Origin of the sequence: Serratia sp. BFP-2025 (assembly GCF_050880365.1) — a bacterium.
Classification (GTDB): domain Bacteria; phylum Pseudomonadota; class Gammaproteobacteria; order Enterobacterales; family Enterobacteriaceae; genus Serratia; species Serratia surfactantfaciens.
Window position 1 is genome coordinate 2,795,665 of sequence record NZ_JBPAFV010000001.1, and the last position, 23,903, is coordinate 2,819,567.

The 23,903-nt window shown below is 62.1% G+C and carries 25 protein-coding genes and 1 riboswitch; of the genes, 10 read left to right on the forward strand and 15 right to left on the reverse strand.

Going from position 1 to position 23,903, the window contains the following annotated elements; translation table 11 throughout:
- Positions 1 to 56: 56 nt before the first annotated feature.
- A complete protein-coding gene (gene rhlE, locus ACRAWE_RS13380) occupies positions 57 to 1,436 on the reverse strand; it encodes an ATP-dependent RNA helicase RhlE (protein WP_154746712.1) in 1,380 nt (459 codons plus the stop codon).
- A gap of 297 nt (positions 1,437 to 1,733) precedes the next feature.
- Here rhlE and cecR point away from each other — a divergent pair, with 297 nt between their 5' ends.
- The 5 genes from cecR to ACRAWE_RS13405 are packed head-to-tail and all read left to right on the forward strand — an operon-like array spanning position 1,734 to position 7,452.
- Entirely contained in the window at positions 1,734 to 2,432 is a 699-nt protein-coding gene (gene cecR / locus ACRAWE_RS13385) for a transcriptional regulator CecR (protein WP_432525467.1), read from the forward strand.
- A gap of 18 nt (positions 2,433 to 2,450) precedes the next feature.
- Positions 2,451 to 3,437 (forward strand): secretion protein HlyD, encoded by a 987-nt coding sequence (gene hlyD / locus ACRAWE_RS13390; RefSeq protein WP_432525468.1) that lies wholly within the window; start codon positions 2,451 to 2,453, stop codon positions 3,435 to 3,437.
- Between the two features lie 8 nt (positions 3,438 to 3,445).
- Positions 3,446 to 5,182 carry an ATP-binding cassette domain-containing protein gene (locus tag ACRAWE_RS13395; RefSeq protein WP_432525469.1) on the forward strand — a complete coding sequence of 579 codons (1,737 nt, stop codon included), beginning with the start codon at positions 3,446 to 3,448 and terminating at the stop codon, positions 5,180 to 5,182.
- The gene (locus ACRAWE_RS13400; RefSeq protein WP_432525470.1) at positions 5,179 to 6,333 is read left to right on the forward strand and encodes an ABC transporter permease; all 1,155 of its coding nucleotides are present in this window, start codon (positions 5,179 to 5,181) and stop codon (positions 6,331 to 6,333) included. The genes ACRAWE_RS13395 and ACRAWE_RS13400 overlap by 4 nt, the downstream gene beginning before the upstream one ends.
- A 12-nt stretch (positions 6,334 to 6,345) precedes the next feature.
- Positions 6,346 to 7,452, forward strand: coding sequence for an ABC transporter permease (locus ACRAWE_RS13405; protein ID WP_154746708.1), 1,107 nt, complete (start codon positions 6,346 to 6,348; stop codon positions 7,450 to 7,452).
- 70 nt (positions 7,453 to 7,522) lie between these two features.
- On the opposite strand, the gene ACRAWE_RS13410 is transcribed toward ACRAWE_RS13405, so the two are convergent.
- From ACRAWE_RS13410 to moaA, 6 genes are all read right to left on the reverse strand, one after another.
- Entirely contained in the window at positions 7,523 to 8,233 is a 711-nt protein-coding gene (locus tag ACRAWE_RS13410) for a Bax inhibitor-1/YccA family protein (protein WP_198636080.1), read from the reverse strand.
- Positions 8,234 to 8,363: 130 nt separating this feature from the next.
- Positions 8,364 to 8,831: a molybdopterin synthase catalytic subunit MoaE gene (moaE, locus tag ACRAWE_RS13415; protein WP_019453984.1), complete on the reverse strand. Its 468-nt coding sequence runs from the start codon at positions 8,829 to 8,831 to the stop codon at positions 8,364 to 8,366.
- A 2-nt stretch (positions 8,832 to 8,833) separates the two neighbouring features.
- Positions 8,834 to 9,079, reverse strand: a complete 246-nt coding sequence (gene moaD, locus ACRAWE_RS13420) for a molybdopterin synthase sulfur carrier subunit (protein WP_019453985.1) — start codon at positions 9,077 to 9,079, stop codon at positions 8,834 to 8,836.
- On the reverse strand, positions 9,076 to 9,555 hold the full coding sequence (gene moaC / locus ACRAWE_RS13425; protein ID WP_432525471.1) for a cyclic pyranopterin monophosphate synthase MoaC: 480 nt from the start codon (positions 9,553 to 9,555) through the stop codon (positions 9,076 to 9,078). Before moaC ends, moaD begins: the two co-directional genes overlap by 4 nt.
- Positions 9,556 to 9,558: 3 nt before the next feature.
- Positions 9,559 to 10,074: a molybdenum cofactor biosynthesis protein B gene (gene moaB, locus ACRAWE_RS13430; RefSeq protein WP_432525472.1), complete on the reverse strand. Its 516-nt coding sequence runs from the start codon at positions 10,072 to 10,074 to the stop codon at positions 9,559 to 9,561.
- Between the two features lie 24 nt (positions 10,075 to 10,098).
- A complete protein-coding gene (gene moaA, locus ACRAWE_RS13435; RefSeq protein WP_063918937.1) occupies positions 10,099 to 11,085 on the reverse strand; it encodes a GTP 3',8-cyclase MoaA in 987 nt (328 codons plus the stop codon).
- Positions 11,072 to 11,216, reverse strand: a riboswitch (molybdenum cofactor riboswitch). Its footprint overlaps the gene before it by 14 nt.
- Before the next feature lie 259 nt (positions 11,217 to 11,475).
- Between moaA and yvcK the strand changes: the two genes are divergently transcribed.
- Positions 11,476 to 12,393 carry a uridine diphosphate-N-acetylglucosamine-binding protein YvcK gene (gene yvcK / locus ACRAWE_RS13440; RefSeq protein WP_019453989.1) on the forward strand — a complete coding sequence of 306 codons (918 nt, stop codon included), beginning with the start codon at positions 11,476 to 11,478 and terminating at the stop codon, positions 12,391 to 12,393.
- A 6-nt stretch (positions 12,394 to 12,399) separates the two neighbouring features.
- Here yvcK and ACRAWE_RS13445 read toward each other — a convergent pair whose 3' ends face one another.
- Complete coding sequence (locus ACRAWE_RS13445) at positions 12,400 to 12,666, reverse strand: VF530 family DNA-binding protein (protein WP_019453990.1); 267 nt, start codon at positions 12,664 to 12,666, stop codon at positions 12,400 to 12,402.
- 99 nt (positions 12,667 to 12,765) lie between these two features.
- Entirely contained in the window at positions 12,766 to 14,778 is a 2,013-nt protein-coding gene (uvrB, locus tag ACRAWE_RS13450; RefSeq protein WP_432525473.1) for an excinuclease ABC subunit UvrB, read from the reverse strand.
- A gap of 1,103 nt (positions 14,779 to 15,881) precedes the next feature.
- On the opposite strand from uvrB, the gene ACRAWE_RS13455 reads away from it, so the two are divergent.
- A complete protein-coding gene (locus ACRAWE_RS13455; RefSeq protein WP_019453992.1) occupies positions 15,882 to 16,604 on the forward strand; it encodes an ATP-binding cassette domain-containing protein in 723 nt (240 codons plus the stop codon).
- Positions 16,605 to 16,635: 31 nt separating this feature from the next.
- Here the strand turns inward: ACRAWE_RS13455 and bioD are convergent, their stop codons facing one another.
- Genes bioD through bioB form a run of 4 tightly spaced genes read right to left on the reverse strand, consistent with a single transcriptional unit; the run spans position 16,636 to position 20,242 of the window.
- Complete coding sequence (gene bioD / locus ACRAWE_RS13460) at positions 16,636 to 17,310, reverse strand: dethiobiotin synthase (RefSeq protein WP_019453993.1); 675 nt, start codon at positions 17,308 to 17,310, stop codon at positions 16,636 to 16,638.
- Positions 17,303 to 18,070: a malonyl-ACP O-methyltransferase BioC gene (gene bioC, locus ACRAWE_RS13465; protein ID WP_063918930.1), complete on the reverse strand. Its 768-nt coding sequence runs from the start codon at positions 18,068 to 18,070 to the stop codon at positions 17,303 to 17,305. The genes bioD and bioC overlap by 8 nt, the downstream gene beginning before the upstream one ends.
- Positions 18,054 to 19,205, reverse strand: coding sequence for an 8-amino-7-oxononanoate synthase (gene bioF / locus ACRAWE_RS13470; RefSeq protein WP_019453995.1), 1,152 nt, complete (start codon positions 19,203 to 19,205; stop codon positions 18,054 to 18,056). Before bioF ends, bioC begins: the two co-directional genes overlap by 17 nt.
- A complete protein-coding gene (bioB, locus tag ACRAWE_RS13475) occupies positions 19,205 to 20,242 on the reverse strand; it encodes a biotin synthase BioB (protein ID WP_025160023.1) in 1,038 nt (345 codons plus the stop codon). Before bioB ends, bioF begins: the two co-directional genes overlap by 1 nt.
- An 88-nt stretch (positions 20,243 to 20,330) precedes the next feature.
- On the opposite strand from bioB, the gene bioA reads away from it, so the two are divergent.
- On the forward strand, positions 20,331 to 21,605 hold the full coding sequence (gene bioA / locus ACRAWE_RS13480; protein ID WP_019453997.1) for an adenosylmethionine--8-amino-7-oxononanoate transaminase: 1,275 nt from the start codon (positions 20,331 to 20,333) through the stop codon (positions 21,603 to 21,605).
- Positions 21,606 to 21,608: 3 nt separating this feature from the next.
- Here the strand turns inward: bioA and ACRAWE_RS13485 are convergent, their stop codons facing one another.
- Positions 21,609 to 22,010: a YkvA family protein gene (locus ACRAWE_RS13485; RefSeq protein ID WP_019453998.1), complete on the reverse strand. Its 402-nt coding sequence runs from the start codon at positions 22,008 to 22,010 to the stop codon at positions 21,609 to 21,611.
- 2 nt (positions 22,011 to 22,012) lie between these two features.
- Positions 22,013 to 22,288, reverse strand: coding sequence for a metal/formaldehyde-sensitive transcriptional repressor (locus ACRAWE_RS13490; protein ID WP_019453999.1), 276 nt, complete (start codon positions 22,286 to 22,288; stop codon positions 22,013 to 22,015).
- A 78-nt stretch (positions 22,289 to 22,366) separates the two neighbouring features.
- On the opposite strand from ACRAWE_RS13490, the gene dmeF reads away from it, so the two are divergent.
- A complete protein-coding gene (dmeF, locus tag ACRAWE_RS13495; protein WP_197667284.1) occupies positions 22,367 to 23,338 on the forward strand; it encodes a CDF family Co(II)/Ni(II) efflux transporter DmeF in 972 nt (323 codons plus the stop codon).
- A gap of 32 nt (positions 23,339 to 23,370) precedes the next feature.
- Positions 23,371 to 23,853, forward strand: a complete 483-nt coding sequence (locus ACRAWE_RS13500; protein WP_019454001.1) for a kinase inhibitor — start codon at positions 23,371 to 23,373, stop codon at positions 23,851 to 23,853.
- The last annotated feature ends 50 nt before the right edge of the window (positions 23,854 to 23,903 follow it).

Genomic DNA, 23,903 nt, shown 5'->3' on the forward strand with positions numbered 1-23,903 from the left:
CGCCAGGCAAAAAAAAAGCCGCCCGTATCGGCGGCTTACTCTTTGAGCAATCAGGCTTATTCGGCCGGTTTGCGGCTGCGCGGGCGGCGCGAAGATGGCGCGCCGGAACGACGCTGGCCATCACCCTGCGGGCGGGCGTTACCGTTGCCGTTGCCACGGTTTTCACGCTGGCCGCCGTTACCGTTGCCACTGCGCTGACCGCCGCCGTTACCGGAACGCTGGCCGCCGCCGTTGCCGCGCGGTGCACCGCGCCCGCCACCCTGACGGCCGTTGATGATCGGCTCGGCCTTGATGGTCGGATCCGGATCGTAACCCGGCAGCGCGATACGTGGAATTTCACGCTTCAGCAGACGTTCGATGTCGCGCAGCAGTTTGTGTTCATCCACGCACACCAGCGAGATAGCTTCACCGGTACGCTCCGCGCGGCCGGTGCGGCCAATGCGGTGTACGTAGTCTTCCGGCACGTTAGGCAGCTCGTAGTTCACCACATGCGGCAGCTGGTCGATATCCAGACCGCGCGCCGCGATGTCGGTCGCTACCAGCACGCGAATGCGGCCGTCTTTGAAGTCGGCGAGCGCGCGGGTACGGGCACCCTGGCTCTTGTTGCCGTGGATCGCCGCGGCGGTGATGCCGTCTTTGTTCAGCTGTTCCGCCAGGTGGTTGGCGCCGTGCTTGGTGCGGGTGAACACCAGCACCTGTTTCCAATCGCCTTCGCCGATCATCTGCGACAGCAGTTCCCGCTTACGCTTCTTGTCGACGAAATGCACGCTCTGCTCGATCTGCTCGGACGCGGTGTTGCGGCGCGCCACTTCCACCGAAGCCGGGTTGTGCAGCAGCTTGTTGGCCAGCGCCTTGATGTCGTCGGAGAAGGTCGCGGAGAACAGCAGGTTCTGGCGCTTGGCCGGCAGCTTGGCCAGCACGCGGCGAATGTCGTGGATAAAGCCCATGTCCAACATGCGATCCGCTTCGTCCAGCACCAGAATTTCAATTTTGGACAGGTCAACCGCGTTCTGATGCTCCAGATCCAGCAGACGGCCCGGCGTCGCCACCAGGATGTCGACGCCGCCGCGCAGCTTCATCATCTGCGGGTTGATGCTCACGCCGCCAAACACCACCAGCGAACGCAGGCGCAGGTGTTTGCTGTAGGCATCGACGTTTTCGCCGATCTGCGCCGCCAGCTCACGGGTTGGCGTCAGGATCAGCGCGCGCACCGGGCGGCGGCCTTTGACCGGATGGTCATGCTTGCTCAGCAGCTGCAACAACGGCAGGGTAAAACCGGCGGTTTTACCGGTGCCGGTCTGGGCGCTGGCCATCAGGTCACGACCTTCCAGCACGACAGGGATAGCCTGACGCTGAATTGGCGTCGGTTCGCGATAGCCCTGTTCTTCAACAGCGCGCACAATTTCAGCACTTAAGCCGAGGGTTTCAAATGACATAAAGAGAAAAACTCCAGATCCCCCCTAACCTAACGGTGTTCGGTGCAGTTTCCTGGGAGGATGATCAGACGGGGCATTAAGCATGACCACGAGGGATTGGCACAAACTGCAGTGCACCAGGCGGCGATTGTAACAGAAGTCGCGCAATAAAAAGCACTTTTACGCGTAGAAAGCACAATCTGCCGTAAATTCAGCATTGTCTGAGACCGATCACATAACTCATTGTGGTTAGCGGTTGCGTTTTAGACAATCTGGCATAAAGTTAATCATATGATTGATTAACTTTGAGCGTGACCCATGCCAGCTTCCGTACCTCATCAGGCCGCCGGCCGGGCGCGCGGCGAGCAAACGCGCCGGCAGCTGCTCGCCGCGGCGACCGAACTGTTCGGCGAATACGGCCTGCAGGGCGCCACCACGCGCGATATCGCTCAGCGCGCCGGCCAGAACATCGCCGCCATCACCTATTACTTCAGTTCCAAAGAGGGGCTGTATCTGGCCGTTGCGCAGTCGCTCGCCGATTTCATCCAGCAGGCCTTCGCCCCGCTGGCCGAAGAGGCCGATCGCTTTGGGCAAGAAGCCCCCGAACACCACACACCCGACGCCGCGCTGTGCTTGCTGCAACGCGGACTGCTGGCCTTCAGCGCGCTGATGACTCAACCGCACACGCTGAACCTGAGCAAAATCATGTCGCGCGAACAGCTCGCCCCGACCGAGGCCTACCCGCTGATCCACAGCCAGGTGATCGCACCGATGCACGAGCGGCTGTGCCGCCTGCTGTCTGCCGCGACCGGCATTGACGAGCACGCCACTCGCCTGGTGCTGCATACCCACGCGCTGATCGGCGAGGTGCTGTCGTTCCGCGTTGCGCGAGAGACCATCCGTCGTCAGGCCGGCTGGCAAGAGATTGGTGAAAGTGAAGCCGCGCAGATCGCGGCGGTGCTGAGCGAGCATATCGAGATTTTGGTTATTGGGCTGCGCCAACGCCATGGCGCGTAAATTCAGGCAGGGAGTGTTATGAACAAAAAACGTAGTGCCTTGATCGTGTTGCTAATTTTTCTGATCGCGGCCGCCGCTTACGCGGTCTGGCATTACCAACAGCAGCAGGATAAGCCGCTGACGCTGTACGGCAACGTCGATATCCGCACGGTCAACCTCGGTTTTCGCGTCGACGGCCGCCTGGCGTCGCTGACGGTGGATGAAGGCGATGCCGTTCAGCCGGGCCAGCTGCTCGGCAAGCTGGACGATGCCCCCTACCGCAACGCGCTGCAGCAGGCCGAGGCCAACGTCGGCAGCGCGCGCGCCAAACTGTCGCTGCTGCAGGCCGGCTATCGCACTGAAGAGATAGCCCAGGTACAGTCAGAAATGGCGCAACGTCAGTCCGCCTTCGCCTACGCCGACAGCTTCCTGAAGCGCCAGCAAGGGCTGTGGGCGAAAAACGCCACGTCCGCCGACGCGCTGGAGGATGCGCGCACCGCCCGCAATCAGGCGCAGGCCAACCTGCAGGCGGCGAAGGACAAGCTGTCGCAATACCGCAGCGGCAATCGCCCGCAAGAGATTGAACAGGCCAAGGCCGACGTGGCGCAGAGCGAAGCGGCGCTGGCGCAGGCGCAATTGAACCTGCAAGACGCCACGCTGGTCTCCCCGTCCGCCGGCACGGTGCTGACCCGCGCGGTGGAGCCGGGCACCATGCTCGGCGCCGGCGGTACGGTGTTCACCCTGTCGCTGACCCGGCCGGTGTGGGTGCGCGCCTACGTCAACGAGACCAACCTGAACCAGGCGGTGCCCGGCACCGAGCTGGAAATTTACACCGACGGCCGGCCCGACAAGCCTTACCACGGCAAGATCGGTTTCGTCTCGCCGACCGCGGAATTCACGCCGAAAAGCGTTGAAACGCCGGATCTGCGCACCGATCTGGTGTATCGCCTGCGGGTGATCGTCACTGATGCCGACGATGCGCTGCGCCAGGGCATGCCGGTTACCCTGCGCTTCGCCAAACCCTGAGGCCGGCCATGGAACAGGCGCACACCATCGAACTGGAAGGGTTGGAAAAACGCTTCCCGTCGCTTGAAAAACCGGCGGTCGCCAGCCTGACCACCACCCTGCGCAGCGGCGCGGTCATCGGGCTGGTCGGGCCGGACGGCGCCGGCAAAACCACCCTGCTGCGCATGCTGGCCGGGCTGCTGCAGCCCAGCAGCGGCAAATTGCGGGTCGCCGGGCTGGATCCGATCGCCCAGGATCGCCAACTGCACGCGATCCTCGGCTACATGCCGCAGAAGTTCGGGCTGTATGAGGATCTGACGGTGATGGAGAACCTGACGCTGTACGCCGATCTGCGCGGCGTTACCGGCGATCTTCGCCGCCAGACCTTCGAACGGCTGTTGAAATTCACCGATCTGACGCGCTTCACCGAGCGCCTGGCGGGCAAGCTGTCCGGCGGCATGAAACAGAAGCTCGGCCTGGCCTGCACGCTGGTAGGCGAACCTCAGGTGCTGTTGCTGGACGAGCCGGGCGTCGGCGTCGATCCGATCTCGCGCCGCGAGCTGTGGCGCATGGTGCACGAACTGGCCAACGACGGCATGTTGATCCTGTGGAGCACCTCCTATCTCGATGAGGCCGAGCAGTGCCGCGAGGTGCTGCTGCTCAACGATGGCGAACTGCTGTTCAGCGGTGCGCCGCAGGATCTGACCCAACGCATGGCCGGGCGCACGGTGTTGATCGCCGCGCCGCCCGGCAGTCATCGCGCCTTGCTGCAGCGGGCGATCTGCCTGCCGTCGGTCACCGACGGGGTGATCCAGGGAAAATCTCTGCGCCTGATCCTGAAGGAGGGCGAGGATCACCGCCAACTGCTGCAGGCGCTGGATCTGCCGGACGCCGAACTCGACGAGGCGGATCCACGCTTCGAAGATGCGTTTATCGATCTGCTCGGCGGCGGCCCCAACCACCGCTCGGCGCTGGCGGAGATCATGCCGACCGTCAACGGTGAAAGCGGCGAAACCGTGATCGAAGCGGTGCAGCTGACCAAAAAATTCGGCGACTTCGCCGCCACCGATCACGTCGACTTTCAGGTGCGGCGCGGTGAAATTTTCGGCCTGCTCGGCCCGAACGGCGCCGGTAAGTCCACCACCTTTAAAATGATGTGCGGTCTGCTGGTGCCGTCCGAAGGTAAGGCGCTGGTGCTGGGGATGGATCTGAAGACCAGCTCCGGCAAGGCGCGCCAACGGCTCGGCTACATGGCGCAAAAATTCTCGCTGTACGGCAACCTGACGGTGGCGCAGAACCTGAAATTCTTCTCCGGCGTCTACGGCCTGAGCGGCAAGGCGCAACGCGATAAAATCGATGAAATGTCCCGCGCCTTTAACTTCGCGCCGATCCTCGCTCAAACGCCGGACGCGCTGCCGCTCGGCTTCAAGCAACGCCTGGCGCTGGCCTGCGCGCTGATGCACGAACCGGACATTCTGTTCCTCGACGAACCGACTTCCGGCGTCGATCCGCTGACGCGACGCGAGTTCTGGTTGCACATCAACGGCATGGTCGACAAAGGCGTCACGGTGATGGTGACCACCCACTTTATGGACGAGGCGGAGTACTGCGACCGCATCGGCCTGGTGTACCGCGGCAAGATCATCGCCGCCGGCACCCCGGACGACCTCAAACAGCAGGTGGCGCGCGACAATAATCCCAATCCTTCAATGGAACAGGCATTTATCGAGCTGGTACAGGGCTACGACAAGGAGGAAACGCGGTGAGCGACAACCGATCCCCAATCGACGACGGCGGCTTCTCCTGGCGCCGGCTGCGCGCGCTGTGCCTGAAGGAGACGCGGCAAATACTGCGCGATCCCAGCAGCGGTTTGATCGCCTTCGTCATCCCGCTGATGTTGCTGTTTATCTTCGGCTACGGCATCAATCTCGACTCCAGCAAACTGCATCTGGGTATCTTGATGGAGCAACAGAGCGAAGACGCGCGCGATCTGGCCCATGCCTTCGCCGGCTCGCCCTATATCGAACCAACCATCAGCGATAACCGCCAGCAGCTGATCCAGCGAATGCAGGCCGGTACGATCCGCGGTCTGGTGGTGATCCCGGTGGATTTCGACCAGCGCATGGCGCGCCCGCACGACAGCGCACCGATTCAGGTGATCACCGACGGCAGCGAACCGAACACCGCCAACTTCGTGCAGGGCTACGCCCAAGGAGTATGGCAAGTCTGGCAGCAGCAGCGCGCCACCGATCGGGGCAACAGCGACAAACCGCTGATCGACGTGCAAATGCGTTACTGGTTCAACCCGGCGGCCATCAGCCGGCACTACATCATTCCCGGTGCCATCACCATCATCATGACGGTGATCGGCGCCATCCTCACTTCGCTGGTGATCGCCCGCGAGTGGGAGCGCGGCACCATGGAAGCCTTGCTGTCCACCCAGGTGACCCGCAGCGAACTGCTGCTCTCGAAGCTTATTCCCTACTATTTCCTCGGCATGTTCGCCATGGCGCTGTGCATGGCGGTGGCAGTCTGGATGCTCGGCGTTCCCTACCGCGGATCGCTGCCCATTCTGCTGCTGATAAGCAGCCTGTTCCTCGCCAGCACCCTCGGCATGGGCCTACTGATCTCCACCCTCACCCGCAATCAGTTCAACGCGGCGATGGTGGCGCTGAACGCCGCCTTCCTGCCTTCGATCATGCTGTCGGGCTTTATCTTCCAGATCGACAGCATGCCGGCCATCGTGCGCGCGGTGACCTACATCATTCCGGCGCGCTACTTCGTCAGCACGCTGCAAACGCTGTTTTTGGCGGGTAACGTCGGCACCGTGCTGGCGATCAATCTGCTGTTCCTGATCGCTTCCGCCGTGGTGTTCATCGGCCTGACGGCCTGGAAAACCCAGCGCCGGCTGGATTGAGGAGAAAGAGCGATGTTTCATCGTCTGTTGACGCTCATCATCAAGGAAATGCAGGCGCTGCTGCGCGATCCGCAAACCCGCGCCATTTTAATCATGCCGGTGATCCTGCAGGTGCTGCTGTTCCCGTTCGCCGCGACGCTGGAAGTCACCAACGCCACCATCGCGGTCTACAGCGAGGACAGCGGCCAGTCCTCGGTGGAGTTGACCCAACGCTTCGCCAAGGCCAAGGCCTTTCAACACGTGCTGTTGCTGCGCAGCCCGCAGGAGATAAAAGCTACCATTGATAACCAACGGGCGCTGCTGCTGATCCGCTTCCCGGCGCAGTTCTCGCGCGATATCGCCGCCGGCAACACCGCGCCGCTGCAGCTGCTGCTCGACGGGCGCAACTCCAACAGCGCGCAAATCGCCGCCAACTACGTACAGCAGATCGTGCAGGAATATCAGAACGAGCTGCTCGGCAGCCGCGCCAAACCCAACAACAGCGAGCTGGTGGTGCGCAACTGGTATAACCCGAATCTGGACTACAAATGGTTCGTGGTGCCGTCGCTGATCGCCATGATCACTACCATCGGCGTGCTGATCGTCACCTCGCTATCGGTGGCGCGCGAACGTGAACAGGGCACGCTGGAACAGCTGCTGGTCTCACCGCTTACCACCTGGCAAATCTTTATCGGCAAGGCGGTGCCGGCGCAGATCGTCGCGATGTTCCAGGCTTCAATCGTGCTGCTGATCGGCATTTTCCTGTACCGGATCCCATTCGCCGGATCGCTGCTGTTGTTCTACGCCACCATGTTGATCTACGGGCTGTCGCTGGTGGGGTTCGGCCTGCTGATTTCGTCACTGTGCGCCACTCAGCAGCAGGCATTCATCGGGGTGTTCGTGTTCATGATGCCGGCGATCCTGCTCTCGGGTTACGTCTCGCCGGTGGAGAACATGCCGGTATGGCTGCAGGATCTGACCTGGGTGAACCCGATACGCCACTTCACCGACATCACCAAGCAGATCTACCTGAAGGACGCCAGCTTCGACATCATCTGGCACAGCCTGTGGCCGCTGCTGGTGATCACCGCCACCACCGGCAGTGCCGCCTATGCGCTGTTCCGCCGCAAAATCGCATAAAAAAAGCTCTGTATGTCACATACAGAGCTTTTTGATCGCCAGATACCCTATAGTTTGAAAAACAAAGGATTTAGCGACGGTTGCCGAAGATACGCAGCAACATCAGGAACAGGTTGATGAAGTCGAGATACAGCGTCAACGCGCCAACGATGGCGTACTTGCGGAAGCCGTCTTTATCATCGGCATTCAGCTGCTCGCCCATCGCCTTGAGTTTTTGCGTGTCGTAGGCGGTCAGGCCGACAAACACCACCACCCCGATGTAGGTAATCGCCCACATCAGCGCGGTGCTCTTCAGCCAGATGTTCACCAGCGAGGCCAGCACGATGCCGATCAGCGCCATGAACAGCATGCTGCCGAAGCCGCTCAGATCGCGTTTGGTGGTGTAGCCGTACAGGCTCATGGCGCCGAACATGCCGGCGGTAACCACGAAGGTGCTGGCGATCGAGCTGTAGGTGTAAGCGATGAAGATGCTCGACAGCGTCAGCCCGGTCAGCGCCGAGTACAGCATGAACAGAGAAGTAGCCACCGTGCCGCTCAGGCGATTGACCATGCCGGAAATCACAAACACCAGCGCTAATTGAGCAATGATCAGACCGAAGAAGGTGATCTGGCTGGAGAAGATGAAGTTGAGGATCGCGGGCGTGTTGGCCGCATACCAGGAAACGAACGCCGTCAGCAGCAGACCGCAGGTCATCCAGCCGTAAACCTGCGCCATGTAGGCCTGAATGCCGCTGTTGGCACGTTCGACGATTGAACCATTAGAGCGTGGATATCGGTCCATGACGGTTACCTTTTGCGTTGTAAACAAGATTCCGAAGCCCCGCGAGCGGGGCTTCGCCTGCTATAAGCGTACCACAGAATATGCCGTGCGAAAGCGGCAAAGGTATTGATTTGTTTCCGCTGTTGACGCGCTATTTAGCCGCTTTTTGCCAGCGCTGCGCCGCCTGACGATCGCTGTCGCGGGCGTCCACCCAACGATCGCCCTGGCCGGTGGCTTCGCGCTTCCAGAACGGCGCGCGGGTCTTCAGGTAGTCCATGATGAACTCGCTGGCGGCGAACGCCATGCTGCGGTGCGCGCCGGTCACGCCGACAAACACGATCTCGTCGCCGGGATACAGCGCGCCGACGCGGTGGATCACCGTCACGCGCTGCAGCGGCCAACGGCTGCGCGCCTCGGCCACGATCTCCGCCAGCGCCTTCTCAGTCATGCCGGGGTAGTGTTCCAGCGTCAGCGCGCTGACGTCGTCGCCCAGATTATGGTTGCGCACCTTGCCGGTGAAGGTCACCACCGCGCCGTCGGCGTCGCACTGCGCCAGCCACTGATACTCGTCGCCGACGTTGAACGGCGCTTCGCCCACGCGAATGCGGGTGTTTTCCATGTTTACCCCCCCGTGACCGGCGGGAAGAAAGCCACTTCATCGCCGGCGCGCAGCGGATGGTCCGCCGCCACCAGCGACTGATTGACCGCCGCCAGCAGCTTGCCGGACTCCAGCGCCAACGCCCAGCGATCGCCGCGCGCACACAGCGCCTGACGCAACGCCTCAACGGTGGGGTAATCCGCCGGCATCGACAGACCGCCGGTGCCCACCAGTTCGCGCACCTGCGCGAAGAAAAGAATATCGATCATGCGTTCACCTTAAAATCGCCGGATTTGCCGCCACTTTTCGCCAGCAGGCGCACCGGGCCGATCACCATGTCTTTCTGCACCGCTTTGCACATGTCATAGATGGTCAATGCCGCTACCGAGGCGGCGGTCAGCGCCTCCATCTCGACGCCGGTTTTGCCGGTCAGCCGGCAGCAGGTTTCGATGCGCACCCGATTGTACTGCGTCTGCGCCTCCAGCTGCACTTCGACCTTGCTCAGCATCAGTGGATGGCACAGGGGGATCAGCTCCCAGGTGCGCTTGGCCGCCTGAATACCGGCGATGCGCGCCGTGGCGAACACGTCGCCCTTGTGATGGCTACCGTCGACGATCATCGCCAGCGTGGCGGGCAGCATCTCGACGAAGGCTTCGGCGCGCGCCTCGCGCACCGTTTCCGCCTTGGCGGAAACGTCGACCATATGGGCTTCGCCAGCGGCGTTAATGTGGGTTAGCTGTGTCATGACTCAGGGCTTCTTCAAATGGGGCTGGAAGTTGCACGGGCGATGGCGCGCGTCCAACTGCTCTTCGATAATCCGCTCCCAGGCGGTGCGGCAGGCACGGGTGGATCCCGGCATGGCGAAAATCACCGTGCGGTTGGCCAGGCCGGCCAGCGCGCGCGACTGGATCGTCGCGGTGCCGATCTCTTCGTACGACACCATGCGGAACAGCTCGCCGAACCCCTCCACCTCTCTGTCGAACAGCGGCAACAGCGCTTCCGGCGTGTTGTCGCGGGCGGTAAAACCGGTGCCGCCGGTGATCAGCACCGCCTGCACGTTGTCATCGGCGATCCAGGCGGAAACCCGCGCGCGGATCTGGTAAATGTCATCTTTGACGATGGCGCGATCCACCACCTGATGGCCGGCTTCCTGCGCCGCTTCCTGCAGGTATTGGCCGGAGGTATCCTCCGCAGCGCCGCGACTGTCGGACACGGTCAGTATGGCGATGTACGCCGCAATAAATTCGCTGCTCGCATGGCTCATGGTTCAATAAGCTCCTATTGGCTGTCAGCCGCCGATAAACGACAGGTTCTGGGTAATCCCGCTGTTGCCCTGATGCAGGAAATGGGTCTGCTTCTTGCTCAGCAGCCCGCTCTGGATGCGCGCCTTCAGCGCGTCGAGCTGGCCGTCGTCCGCCAGCAGATCGCGCAGGGGCACGCCCTGCTCGCCGAACAGGCACAGGTGCAGATTGCCGATGGAAGAAACGCGCAGTCGGTTGCAGCTGGCGCAGAAGTCTTTTTCGTACGGCATGATAAGCCCCACCTCGCCCTGATAGTCCGGGTGGCTGAACACCTGCGCCGGGCCATCGCTGCGGCCGCGCGCCTGGCGCTGCCAGCCCTGCTGCTCCAGCTGCTGGCGAATCACTTCGCCGGAGACGTGGTGTTTGCGAAACAGCTCGCCGCCCTCGCCGGTTTCCATCAGTTCGATAAAGCGCAGCTGGATCGGCCGATCCTTGATCCAGGCGAGAAAGGCGCCGAGCTGCTGGTGGTTAACGTCGCGCATCAGCACCGCGTTGACCTTGACCTTGCTGAAACCGGCGCTAAAGGCGGCGTCGATACCGTCCATCACCTGGCGGAACTTATCCTGACCGGTAATGGCGTGAAACTGGCGCGGATCCAGGCTGTCGACGCTGACGTTGATCGCCGTCAGACCGGCGTCACGCCAGGCGGCGACGTCGCGCGCCAGCCGGTAGCCGTTGGTGGTGACCGCCAGCGTGCGAATGGCCGGGTTTTCCCGCACGGCGGCGATGATCTCGGTAAAATCGCGGCGCAGCGAAGGCTCGCCGCCGGTCAGGCGCACCTTTTCGGTGCCCAGCTCGGCGAACGCGCGGCTGACGCGGCGGATTTCATCCAGCGACAGGAAGCTTTTCGGGCTGCCGCTCGGCTTGTAGCCATCGGGCAGACAATAGGTGCAACGAAAATTGCACACGTCGGTGATCGATAAGCGCAGGTAATAGAACTTGCGCTCATAAGCATCAATGAGTTGCGGTACCATAACACCTTTCCAAAGTCGGGAGATGCGAGCGTTTCCCCTCTGCACCCTGGTGGCTGACTTCGCCACGGCCCAGGCGCCATATCGTTCATGATGAACAACGTAGGCGCAGGGGCTAGGAGTTTGATTTCTCTTTCCGCTACCTTAAGTAGCCGGAACGAAACCGTGGTTTTCAACAGAATTCTAGCGCTAATCGGTAACGATAGCCAACGCGTAAATTCGCTATATAATTGTCTATACAGCGTTTTTGGACGCCGCGTATTCTGGTAAACCATGATAAACATCGCTTGCGCGGACGAATTGACCGGAATCACGCAAATGACACTCTTATCGCGTTTTTACGCCGGATCCGCTACCTTATGCGGGCAGTTCAGCCCCTTTGTAAGGAAATTTATGCGTAATCGTACCCTGGCCGATCTCGACCGCGTGGTGGCGTTAGGCGGCGGACACGGCCTGGGCCGTGTCATGTCGGCCCTGTCGTCCTTAGGCTCACGCCTGACCGGCATCGTCACCACCACCGACAACGGCGGCTCCACCGGCCGTATCCGTCGTTCGGAAGGCGGCATTGCCTGGGGCGATACCCGTAACTGTCTCAACCAGCTGATCACCGAACCGAGCGTCGCCTCGGCGATGTTCGAATACCGCTTCAGCGGCAACGGCGAACTGGCCGGCCACAACCTCGGCAACCTGATGTTGAAAGCGCTGGATCACCTGAGCGTGCGCCCGCTGGAAGCGATCAACCTGGTGCGCAGCCTGCTGAAGGTGGACGCCGCGCTGATCCCGATGTCGGAACAGCCGGTGGATTTGATGGCGCACGATCACGAAGGCAACCATGTTTACGGTGAAGTGAATGTCGATCAGCTGACCCATATGCCGCAGGAGCTGATGCTGTCGCCGCCGGTCAACGCCACGCGCGAAGCGCTGGACGCCATCGCGCAGGCCGACGTGATCCTGATCGGGCCAGGCAGTTTCCTCACCAGCCTGATGCCGCTGCTGCTGCTGGACGATCTCACCCAGGCGCTGCGCCGCAGCAGCGCCAGCATGATCTATATCGGCAACCTCGGCCGCGAGCTGAGCGTGGCCGCCGCGGCGCTGTCGTTAAAGGATAAGCTGACGCTGATGGAAGATAAGATCGGCCGCCCTATGATCGACGCGCTGATCGTCGGCCCGGCGGTGGACGCCAGTGAAGTGCAGGATCGGGTGGTGATTCAACAGCCGCTGGAAGCGAGCGACATCCCCTACCGCCACGATCGCCAGCTGCTGCGTCAGGCGCTGGATCAGGCGCTGGTGGAGCTGGCCGCCCGCCGCTGACCGAATTTAGCCGTCGCGCCCGCGCAGCCAGGGGTTATCGCTGGCCGGGGCGGGATGGCTGACCATATCGATATACAAATCTTCCACCTCTTTGCGCGCCCAGGGCGTTCGGCGCAAAAACTTCAGGCTGGACTTGATGCTCGGATCGCTGCGGAAACAGTTGATGCGAATGCGCTCGCCCAGCTCGGACCAACCGTAGTGATCCACCAGTTTATTCAGCAGTTGCTCCAGCGTTACGCCGTGCAGCGGGTCTTTAGACTGGTGTTGGTTCATGTTCGGTACTCTCGCGGTCAGATCGGGCCGCACACCATAACAGCTTTGACGCGGCCGACAAGGAATTTTGACGCCCGCAGCGCAGGCGCCGCCAAACGATCAGGAAATCGCGATGAACTGCTCGCGCAGCTGATGGATTTCGTCGCGCAGCGCCGCCGCCTGTTCGAACTCCAGGTTCTGCGCGTGAGTGTACATCTGCGCCTCCAGATCGCGGATCTTCTGATCCAACGCTTTCGGCGTAAGGTTCTGAAGCTGAGTGCCGCTTTCCGCTGCCTTGCCCTTGCCTTTGCCCTTGGCGCGGTTGACCGGTTGGCCGATCTGCAGGATATCGCCGATCTTCTTGTTCAGCCCTTGCGGCACGATGCCGTTGGCTTCGTTGTACGCCTGCTGCTTGGCGCGGCGCCGCTCGGTTTCGCCGATCGCCTTGGCCATTGAATCGGTGATGCGATCGCCATACAGGATCGCCTTGCCGTTCAGGTTACGCGCCGCGCGGCCGATGGTCTGGATCAGCGAACGCTCGGAGCGCAGGAAGCCTTCCTTGTCGGCGTCCAGAATCGCCACCAGCGACACCTCAGGCATGTCGAGCCCCTCACGCAACAGGTTGATGCCCACCAGCACGTCAAACTCGCCCAGACGCAGATCGCGGATGATTTCGACCCGTTCCACGGTATCGATGTCCGAGTGCAGATAGCGCACGCGCTCGCCATGCTCTTCCAGGTATTCGGTCAGATCTTCCGCCATGCGTTTGGTCAGGGTGGTCACCAGCACGCGCTCGTTGATCGCCGCGCGCTTGCGGATCTCGGAGAGCAGATCGTCCACCTGGGTGGCGACCGGCCGCACCTCGACGATCGGATCCAGCAACCCGGTCGGACGCACCACCTGATCGATCAGATCGCCGCCGGATTTCTCCAGCTCATATTTGCCCGGCGTCGCGGAGACATAGATGGTCTGCGGTGCCAGCGCCTCGAACTCCTCGAAGCGCAGCGGGCGGTTATCCAGCGCCGACGGCAGGCGGAAACCGTATTCCACCAGCGTTTCCTTACGCGCGCGGTCGCCCTTGAACATCGCGCCGATCTGCGGAATGGTGACGTGGGATTCGTCGACCACCAGCAGGCCGTCCGCCGGCAGGTAATCGAACAGCGTCGGCGGCGGTTCACCCTCGGCGCGGCCGGACAGGTAGCGCGAATAGTTTTCGATGCCCGAGCAGTAACCCAGTTCGTTCATCATCTCCAGATCGAACTGGGTGCGCTGCGTCAGGCGCTGCTCTTCCAGCAGCTTGTTGTTGGCCAGCAACACCTTGCGGCGCTCCGCCAGATCGACCTTGATCTCTTCCATCGCCTGTATGATCCGCTCGCGCGGCGTGACGTAGTGCGACTTAGGGTAAATGGTAAAACGCGGCACCACCTGCTCGATCTGCCCGGTCAGCGGATCGAACAGCGACAGCCGTTCCACTTCTTCGTCGAACAGCTCGACGCGCAGCGCCAGCTCGTCCGATTCCGCCGGGTAAATGTCGATCACCTCGCCGCGCACGCGGAAGGTGGCGCGCTGGAAGGCCTGATCGTTGCGGGAATACTGCAGCTCCGCCAGCCGGCGCAAAATGGAGCGTTGATCGATGATCATGCCCTGGGTCAGATGCAGCATCATCTTCAGGTAAAGATCCGGATCCCCCAGGCCGTAGATCGCCGACACCGACGCCACCACCACCACGTCGCGCCGTTCGAGCAGCGCCTTGGTGGCGGAAAGACGCATCTGCTCGATGTGCTCGTTCACCGACGCGTCTTTTTCAATGAAGGTGTCGGAGCTCGGCACGTAGGCTTCCGGCTGGTAGTAGTCGTAGTAGGAGACGAAGTACTCCACCGCATTCTCCGGGAAAAACTCTTTCATCTCGCCGTACAGCTGCGCCGCCAACGTCTTGTTCGGCGCCAGCACCATGGTCGGCCGATTTAAATCGGCTATCACGTTGGCGATGGTGAAGGTCTTGCCCGAACCGGTGACCCCCAGCAGCGTCTGGTGCGCCAGGCCGTCTTCCAGCCCCTCTTCCAGCTTGCGGATGGCTTCCGGCTGATCGCCGGCCGGTTTGAATTCAGAATGCAGTTTGAACAGTTTACTCATGGCTCGGCTACCCTGTGGAGATGCGCGCGCTCAGGCGGCCAGCCGGCTCTGCGCCGGGCATGGCCCCTAATTATGGAAAGTGTCGGCGATTTGCGCCAGTGCCCATGATACTGGATATAAAACCAGCTTCAAGCGGATTCGTCGCTGCGCCCGGCGTGGCGAGCGCGTCATTGCACCGTGGCGTTACAGTCGGGTGACATTTTTATTGTCAATAACAGATTTATCCCCAGAACTTGCCGCAAATTAACTTATTGATAGCACCGCGGCGAAAAATCATACATAGAAGCGCGAACAATACCCTTGCGTCTTGATTTTAATTAACCTATTGATATTTAATTAATTTAATAAAAAGACGAGAATGCGGACAAAGCGAACAGAACCCGCGTCCGCTCTCGCTTTACAGCGTTTTTCTAAATCTAATACACAAGGTTATCCACAGGAATAGTGGATAACTCTCACCGCCCCGCCCGTGGCGGGAGTTACAGAAAGAAAGCTTTTCGCCCTTTACACTCGCCAAAATGCCTTTTTTAGTTATTTTTTCATAAAAATATCGCTTTGTTTATGCCGATTAATACTAAAAATCCCCATTGCCAAAATCGCATTGTCCCCTTTCGCCCCGATCGTTCTTGACGGCGGCGCAACGCCTTGCACCACGCCCACCTCGGGGAGCACCACAAGAGTGCAAAAAACGTTCGGGTTAACTTCCCCGCGTATTTTCGAGCCGCCGCGGCGCCGCCCGTCAGGCCCGACCGGCGGTTAACAAGACGATAACAACCTGCCATTTTCATCCGACGACAAAACTGGCCTGGGAGTTGCTTTATCTTTCTGCGTGCATACCGGGCGCGGCAGCATAATGCGCTGCCCAGTGCCCCATCCCGGCGTCGCACTATCCTTCGTAAAAGCGCGAGAACGACACCAAGTCGTCATAAGCGTCGCTTTTCACGACATATTGACTGTCATTCCGTCCACCGCTAACCGTGTTCGGGCATCGGACGGACGGCATTTTGTTCCAGGCATTGCCACACTCGGGAAATCAGCCGCCAAAGCGGCCTTTGCAGCAACCCGCCAACGGGTGGAATGGGCGTCGATGAGGAGAATGCCAAATGCTGAGCCTGAGATCGGTCAATCAATTTTACGGGCAGAACCACATCCTGTGGGACATCAATCTGGAGCTGCCGCGCGGCCAGTGCACCGTGCTGCTCGGGCGCAACGGCGTGGGCAAAACCACGCTGGTCAACTGTATCGTGGGGCACTTGCCGGTGGTGAGCGGCAGCATGACCTGGCAGCCGGCGGATGAGCCGCCGCAAAACCTGCTGTTGCAGCCGATGGAGCGCCGGGCCGCGCTGGGCATCAGCCACGTGCCCCAGGGGCGGCAACTCTTCTCGCAGCTGAGCGTGGAAGAGAATCTGCAGGTGGCGCAGATGGCCGTGCGCGGCGCTCCTCGCCGCATTCCGCCGCTGATCTACAGCCTGTTCCCCAACTTGCGCCAGATGCGCGCCCGCCGCGCCGGCGATCTGTGCGCAGGCGCCCAACGCCAGCTGGCCATCGGCCGTGCGTTGGCCCAGGAACCGGCGCTGCTGATCCTCGACGAACCGACGGCGGGCGTGCCGCCTTCGATCGCCGCCGACATCGGCAACGTGATCCGCAGGCTCAACTATGAGTTGGGCATGACCATTTTGTTGGTAGAACATCAGCTGCCGTTCGTGCGCCGGGTGGCGGATCGCTTTTGCCTGCTGGATAGCGGGCGCACAGTGGCGCACGGCGCGCTGGCGCAGCTGGATGAGGCGCTGATCGGCGTCGGTCTGGCGGGACAGGACGGAGGATGAGGGAGCGAGGCTCCCTCATTGAGATGAGAGTTTATAACAGGCTAATATCCAGATATTGCCCCAGCGGCGCCCGTTCGGCCTGCGGCAGGTGCGGGATTTCGCCCAGCAGCGGCGCCGGCAGCATGCGGCGCAGCGTGGCCAGGTATTCCTGATGCCGTCGCCCCGGCGGTGCCACGTCGTTGGCGATCCAACCGGCCAGCGTCAGCCCCGCCTGTTGCACCGCCTGCGCCGTCAACACCGCATGGTTGATGCAGCCCAGTTTGATACCCACCACCAGGATCACCGGCAGCTGCTCCTGCTGCACCCAGTCGGCGAAGGTGTACTGCGCCGACAACGGAGTAAACCACCCGCCGGCGCCCTCGACCAATACCCAGTCGGCGCGCTGTTCCAGCCGGCGCAGGCCGTCGGACAGCCGCGCCGCGTCGATCGGCCGGCCTTCATCGGCGCTAACGATATGCGGCGAAGTCGGTTCGGCAAAAACGTAAGGGTTCACTTCGTCGTACTCCAGCGCCACGCCGCTGTTGGCCTGCAGCGCCAGCGCGTCGCCGTTGCGCAGCCCCTCGGTGGTCATCTCGCTGCCCGAGGCCACCGGCTTATAGCCGGCGCTGCGGTAGCCCGCCAGATTGGCGGCCTGCAGCAAGGCGCTGCTGGCGACAGTTTTCCCAACCTCGGTGTCGGTGCCGGTCACGAACCAACGTTTAATCACGATAAATCACTCCATAAGCCAGATGATAGCTGAGCGGGAACTGCCCCTGCCGGCACGGGTAAGCCGCCTGCAAAGCGGCGAGACGGCCGCGCGACATCAGGCCGCCCTCGCGTCCCTGGTGCAGATGCGTCGCCCCGATGCCCTTAAGCGAACGCATCAGCGTCATCACGTCCGGATAATTCAGGGTGCGCAGCTCCGTCACCAGCTCGTGTCGATAGTCGGCACAGGCGGCACGGATCTGCGCCAGCGGCAGGAAGGCGTTCACGTGGCGCTCGCCATCCACCTGTTGCCAGGCGTCCCCCAACTCCTGCAGCGATCCCGCCGCCAGCGTGGAGAACAGGATCACGCCGCCGGGCCGGGTGACGCGATACAGCTCCGCCAACGCTGCGGGCAGATCGCTGCACCACTGCACCACCAGGCTGCTGAAACAGATGTCCATCGCCGCGTCGGGCAACGGCACCTGCTCGATATCGCCCAGCAGATAATGGTGCGCCGCCTGTTGCTGGCGGGCGAATGCCAACATCCCCGGCGCCAGATCAAGCGCCGTCACCTGCTTGCCGCGCTCGCGCCACCGGCGGCTGAAATAGCCGGTGCCGCAGCCGGCGTCCAACAGGCGTTCGCCCGGATGAGCGTTCCCCATCCTCAGTAAGCGCTCGCCAACGTCACGCTGCAGCGCGGCGGCGGCGTCGTAGCTGCCTGCCGCGCGGCTGAAAGCCGAGGCGACCGCCTGTTTGTTCACCCTGTCATTGGCTGACGTCATGCAATACCTCCAGCAGACGATCGATATCCTGCGGCTGATGCGCCGCCGTCAGGGTAATGCGCAGCCGCGCGCCGCCCGGCGGCACCGTCGGCGGACGAATGGCGCTCACCCACAATCCGCGCTCGCGCAGCCTTGTCGCCAAATCGAGCGTGCGCTGATTGTCCCCTATCAGCAGCGGCTGGATGGCGGTGTCGGAGTCCGTCAGGGTCAGCGCCAGCGGCGCCGCCCCCTGGCGGAAGCGCCGAATGTTGTCCTGCAGTCGGGCGCGCAGTTCATCGCCCTCTCGAATGCAGGCCAGCGCCGCCTGCAGCGCGCAGGCCTGCGCCGGCGGCATCGCGGTGCTGTAAATCAGATGGCGGGCGAACTGCAGCAGGTACTCGGCGGTCGCCTCATCGCACAGCACCGCCGCGCCGCTGACACCGAACGCCTTGCCAAAGGTCGCCACCAGCAGTTCAGGGCGCACGCCCTGCTGCCAGCAGCTGCCGCGGCCTTGCTCGCCGCGCACGCCGACGCCGTGGGCATCGTCCACCATCAGCCAGACGCCCGCCGCACGGGTTAAACGATGCAGTTCCGCCAACGGTGCCCCGTCGCCGTCCATGCTGAACACCCCTTCGGTCACCGCCAGCCGCTGCCCGTCGCAGGGTTTGGCCAACAGATCCGCCAATGCCTGCGGCTGATTGTGCTGGAATCGGCGCAGCTCGGCCGGCGACTGCGCCGCCGCCTCCAGCAGCGAGGCGTGGCTGAGACGATCGGCCAAAATGCGATCGCCTTTCTGCATCAGCGCCGCCAACACCGCCTGATTGGCGGCATAGCCGGAAATGAACAGCAGCGCGCGCGGATAACCGAGCCACTCCGCTAGCTGCTCTTCCAGCGCCTGATGCGCCGCGCAAAAGCCGGTAACGTGGCCCGAACCGCCGCTGCCGACGCCGTAACGCTGCGCGCCCTGCTGCCAGGCGGCGATCACCCGCGCATCCTGGCTCAGCCCCAGATAGTCATTGCCGGAGAAATTCAGGTAGAGACGATCGCCAAGCCGGATCTGGCGACCATTGCCGCCCTCGGTGGCCTGTCGGCGACGGTAGGCAGCGTTCAAACGCCGCTCCGCCAGCGCCTGCTCGATACGTTGTGACCAGCTCATCACGGCGCCGCGTTGTAAAACTCGGCGGTATCGGCATTCAGCAGCTGCTTAGCCAGCACCTGCTGTTGCTGGTTGTCGCCGTGTTCGGTGGCGGTCTGCTGCGGGTTCAACCCCAGCTTGCGGAACAGCTGCAGGTCTTTGTCTTCTTCCGGGTTCGGCGTGGTCAGCAGCTTGCAGCCGTAGAAGATCGAGTTGGCGCCGGCCATGAAGCACATCGCCTGCGTCTGTTCATTCATCTGTTCACGACCGGCGGAGAGACGGACATAAGAGGCCGGCATCATGATGCGCGCGACTGCGATGGTACGGATGAAATCGAATGGATCGACATCGTCGTTATCCGCCAGCGGCGTACCTTTCACCTTCACCAGCATGTTGATCGGCACGCTCTCCGGCGGCTTCGGCAGGTTGGCCAGCTGCACCAGCAGCCCGGCGCGATCGCGCACCGTTTCTCCCAGCCCGACGATGCCGCCGGAACAGACTTTGATGCCGGCGTCGCGCACCTTGTCGAGCGTATCCAAACGTTCCTGGTAGCTGCGGGTGGTGATGATGCTGCCGTAGAACTCCGGCGAGGTGTCGAGGTTATGGTTGTAGTAATCCAGCCCGGCCTCCGCCAACCGCTCGGCCTGGGTGCCATCCAGCGTACCCAGCGTCATGCAGGTTTCCATGCCCATCGCTTTCACGCCCTGCACCATCTGCTGCAGATAAGGCATGTCGCGCTCGTGCGGGTTCTTCCACGCCGCGCCCATGCAAAAACGGGTCGAGCCGTTCGCCTTGGCCTTGCGCGCCGATTCCAGCACCTGCTCAACCTGCATCAACCGCTCCGACTCCAGGCCGGTTTTGTAGCGCGAGCTCTGCGGGCAGTATTTGCAGTCTTCCGGGCAGGCGCCGGTCTTGATCGACAACAGCGTGCTGACCTGCACCTGACGCGGGTCGAAGTGCTGGCGGTGTACGGTTTGCGCTTCGAACAGCAGTTCAAGCAGAGGTTTATCAAACAGGGCCTGGGCTTGCCCTACTGTCCAGTGAATGCGGTCGGCCATCATGGCGTCTCCAAAACGAAAAAGTGTCGCCAGTTTAAATATTGTGGATATACTGTCAACCAATCTTAATTCAATTTGGTTTACAAGTATGTCCGTGACCGCTTCCGACCTGGCGTTCGACCAACGTCATATCTGGCACCCCTACACCTCCATGAGCCGCCCGCTGCCCTGTTATCCGATCGAGTCGGCCAGCGGCGTCGAGCTGCAGCTGGCCGACGGCCGGCGTCTGGTGGACGGCATGTCCTCCTGGTGGGCGGCGATCCACGGTTACAACCATCCGCACCTGAATCAGGCCGCCAGCCAGCAGCTGGAAAAGATGTCGCACGTGATGTTCGGCGGTATTACCCATCCGGCCGCCATCTCGCTGTGCCGCCGGTTAGTGGATATGACGCCGGAAGCGTTGCAGTGCGTGTTCCTGGCGGATTCCGGTTCGGTGGCGGTGGAAGTGTCGCTGAAGATGGCGCTGCAGTACTGGCAGGCGCGCGGTGAGCGGCGGCAGCGCATCCTGACGCTGCGCCACGGCTATCACGGCGATACCTTCGGCGCAATGTCGGTCTGCGATCCGGACAACTCGATGCATAGCCTCTATCAGGGCTATCTGGCACCGCATCTGTTCGCCACCGCGCCGCAGTGCCGCTTCGACGAAGAATGGCGTGAAGAGGACATCGCCCCGTTCGCCGCGCTGCTGGAGCAGCACGCCGGTGAGGTGGCGGCGGTGATCCTGGAGCCGGTGGTGCAAGGCGCCGGCGGCATGCGCATCTACCACCCAACCTACCTCAAGAGGGTACGCGAGCTGTGCGATCGCCATCAGGTGCTGCTGATCGCCGACGAGATCGCTACCGGCTTCGGCCGCACCGGCAAGCTATTCGCCTGCGAACACGCGCAGGTGGTGCCGGACATTCTCTGCCTGGGCAAGGCGCTGACCGGCGGTTACATGACCCTCTCCGCCACTCTGACCACCCGCCACGTGGCGGAGACCATCAGCAACGGCGCAGCCGGTTGCTTCATGCACGGGCCGACCTTTATGGGCAACCCGCTGGCCTGCGCGGTGGCGGACGCCAGCATGGCGCTGCTGGCGGAAAATCGCTGGCAGGCACAGGTGAGCGCCATCGAAGCCCAGCTGAAGCAGGAACTGCTGCCGTTAGCGGCGCTGCCGAAGGTGGCGGACGTGCGGGTGCTGGGGGCGATTGGGGTGGTGGAGATGCGCGAACCGGTGGATGTCGCCGAACTTCAGCGCGGTTTCGTCGAGCGCGGGGTGTGGATCCGGCCGTTCGGCAAACTGATTTACCTGATGCCGCCTTACATCATCGAAGCGGAACAGCTCAGCCGCCTGACCGCCGCCGTGGCCGCCGCCGCGCGCTGAACCCTACCAATGCTGGTCCAGATAGCGGGCCAGCAGCCCCAGGCACAGCAGCCACAGTAAAATGATCATCGCCGCCGCCATGCGGCCGGTGGGATTATCGACGCGCTGTTGCGCCTTCTCGCGCAGCTCGGCCATCAGCGGCTTGGGGATCAGGCGCACCGCCAGCATGATGCCCAACGGCACGATGATCACATCATCCAGATAGCCCAATACCGGAATGAAGTCCGGGATCAGATCGATCGGCGAGATCGCATAGCCGGCCACCAGCAGCGCGATCAGCTTGGCGTACCACGGGGTGCGGCGATCGCGGGCCGCCAGCCACAGCGCATAGATATCGCGCTTGATGCTTTTGGCCCAACGGCGCAGCCAGCCAAACCACGGCGTGCGTTTTTTCAGTGAAATCATGGTTATTTCATATAGGAACGTAAGACGGTCATCAATTGCTCGATGTCTTGCTCACGCTGCTGCGGCGTGGCGTCCGCAGCAGCCAAGTGTTCGCGCACGTGCCCTTCCAGCACCTGCGCCATCAAACCGTTGACCGCGCCGCGCACCGCCGCAATCTGCTGCAGAATAGCAGAACACTCACCGCCGCTTTCCAGCGCGCGCTCCAGCGCTTCGGCCTGCCCTTTAATGCGGCGCACCCGCGCCAACAGCTTCTTTTGATCTCTGATGGTATGACTCATCATTTCCGCCTGATTGTTATTTACTATACTGGGGTATAGTATATTTCAGCACACTACCTTTTGCTGAGGAACTTCACCATGACTTCTCACGCGCCCGCTTTGCGCCGCGAGCACAGCCACGTTTTTGACGATGGTAACCCATTGGCTGAAAGAAACACCAGATGGGCGGTGATACTCACCGCCAGTATGATGGTCATCGAGATAGCCGCGGGCTGGCTGTTTAACTCGATGGCATTGCTGGCCGACGGTTGGCACATGAGCTCGCACGCGCTGGCTCTGGGCCTGTCGGTGCTGGCTTACGGCGCCGCACGACGGCTGGCTAAAGATCGCCGCTTCAGCCTCGGCACCTGGAAGATAGAAGTGCTGGCCGGCTACACCAGCGCGGTGTTGTTGGTGCTGGTGGCAGCGCTGATGCTGTTCCAGTCTGCGCAGAGGCTGATGAATCCCAGCCCGATTCATTACAACGAAGCCATCGCCATCGGTACGATCGGGCTGGCCGTCAATCTGCTTTGCGCTTGGCTGTTGCGCGGCGGCGGCCACCACCATCATCATCACGGGGATGATCACGATGACCATCATCATGACCTCAACCTGCGTTCCGCTTATATCCACGTCATCGCCGACGCGGCCACTTCGGTACTGGCGATCGTCGCACTGTTCGGCGGCAAGCTTTGGGGCGCCGTTTGGCTCGATCCTCTGATGGGCATCGTCGGCGCGATGATGGTTGCCGCCTGGGCCTATAGCCTGATGCGCGATAGCGGGAAGATTTTGCTGGATGCCGAAATGGACGCTCCCGTTGCACAAGAGATTCGTCAAACGCTGGCCACCTCCGGCCACTCGCTCACGCTGACCGATTTGCATTTAGGCCGTATCGGCAAAGGAAAATATCATTGCGTCATCGCCCTGAGCAGCGCCGATCGCGCCCTCACCGCCGACAGGATACGTCGACTGTTGGCCGTTCATCCCGAACTGGTGCATGTCACCGTCGAGATCAACCGCCCGCCGCTGGCGCAAGGGGTTGTATTGTTCCATCAAAAAGATCTAGCTTAAGGGCTCTGCTTTTATCGCAACTGGGAGTCACTATGGCTTTTCGTTTGTACAGCAACGATCTGCAGGACGGCGGCAAGCTGCCGCAGCAGCAGGTTTTCAACGGCATGGGCTACCACGGCGATAACCTGTCGCCCCACCTGGCCTGGGACGGCGTGCCGGCCGGCACCAAGAGCTTCGTGATCGCCGTTTACGATCCCGATGCCCCGACCGGCTCCGGCTGGTGGCACTGGGTGGTGGCCAACATTCCCGCCGACGTGCGCGAGCTGCCACAGGGCGCGGGCTCAGGCAAAGCGCCGCTGCCCGCCGGCGCGTTGCAGACCCGCACCGACTTCGGTTCGGCCGGTTACGGCGGCGCGGCGCCGCCAGCGGGCGAGAGCCACCGCTACCAGTTCACCGTGCATGCGTTGGACGTGGAGCACATTGACGTGGATGAGGGTTCCAGCGGCGCGCTGGTGGGCTTCAACGTCCATTTCCACAGTCTCGGCAGCGCCACGCTGACGGTGATGTTCAACTGATCCCCCCCAATAAAAAAGCGCGGTCAACCGCACCGCGCTTTCCACTCGAG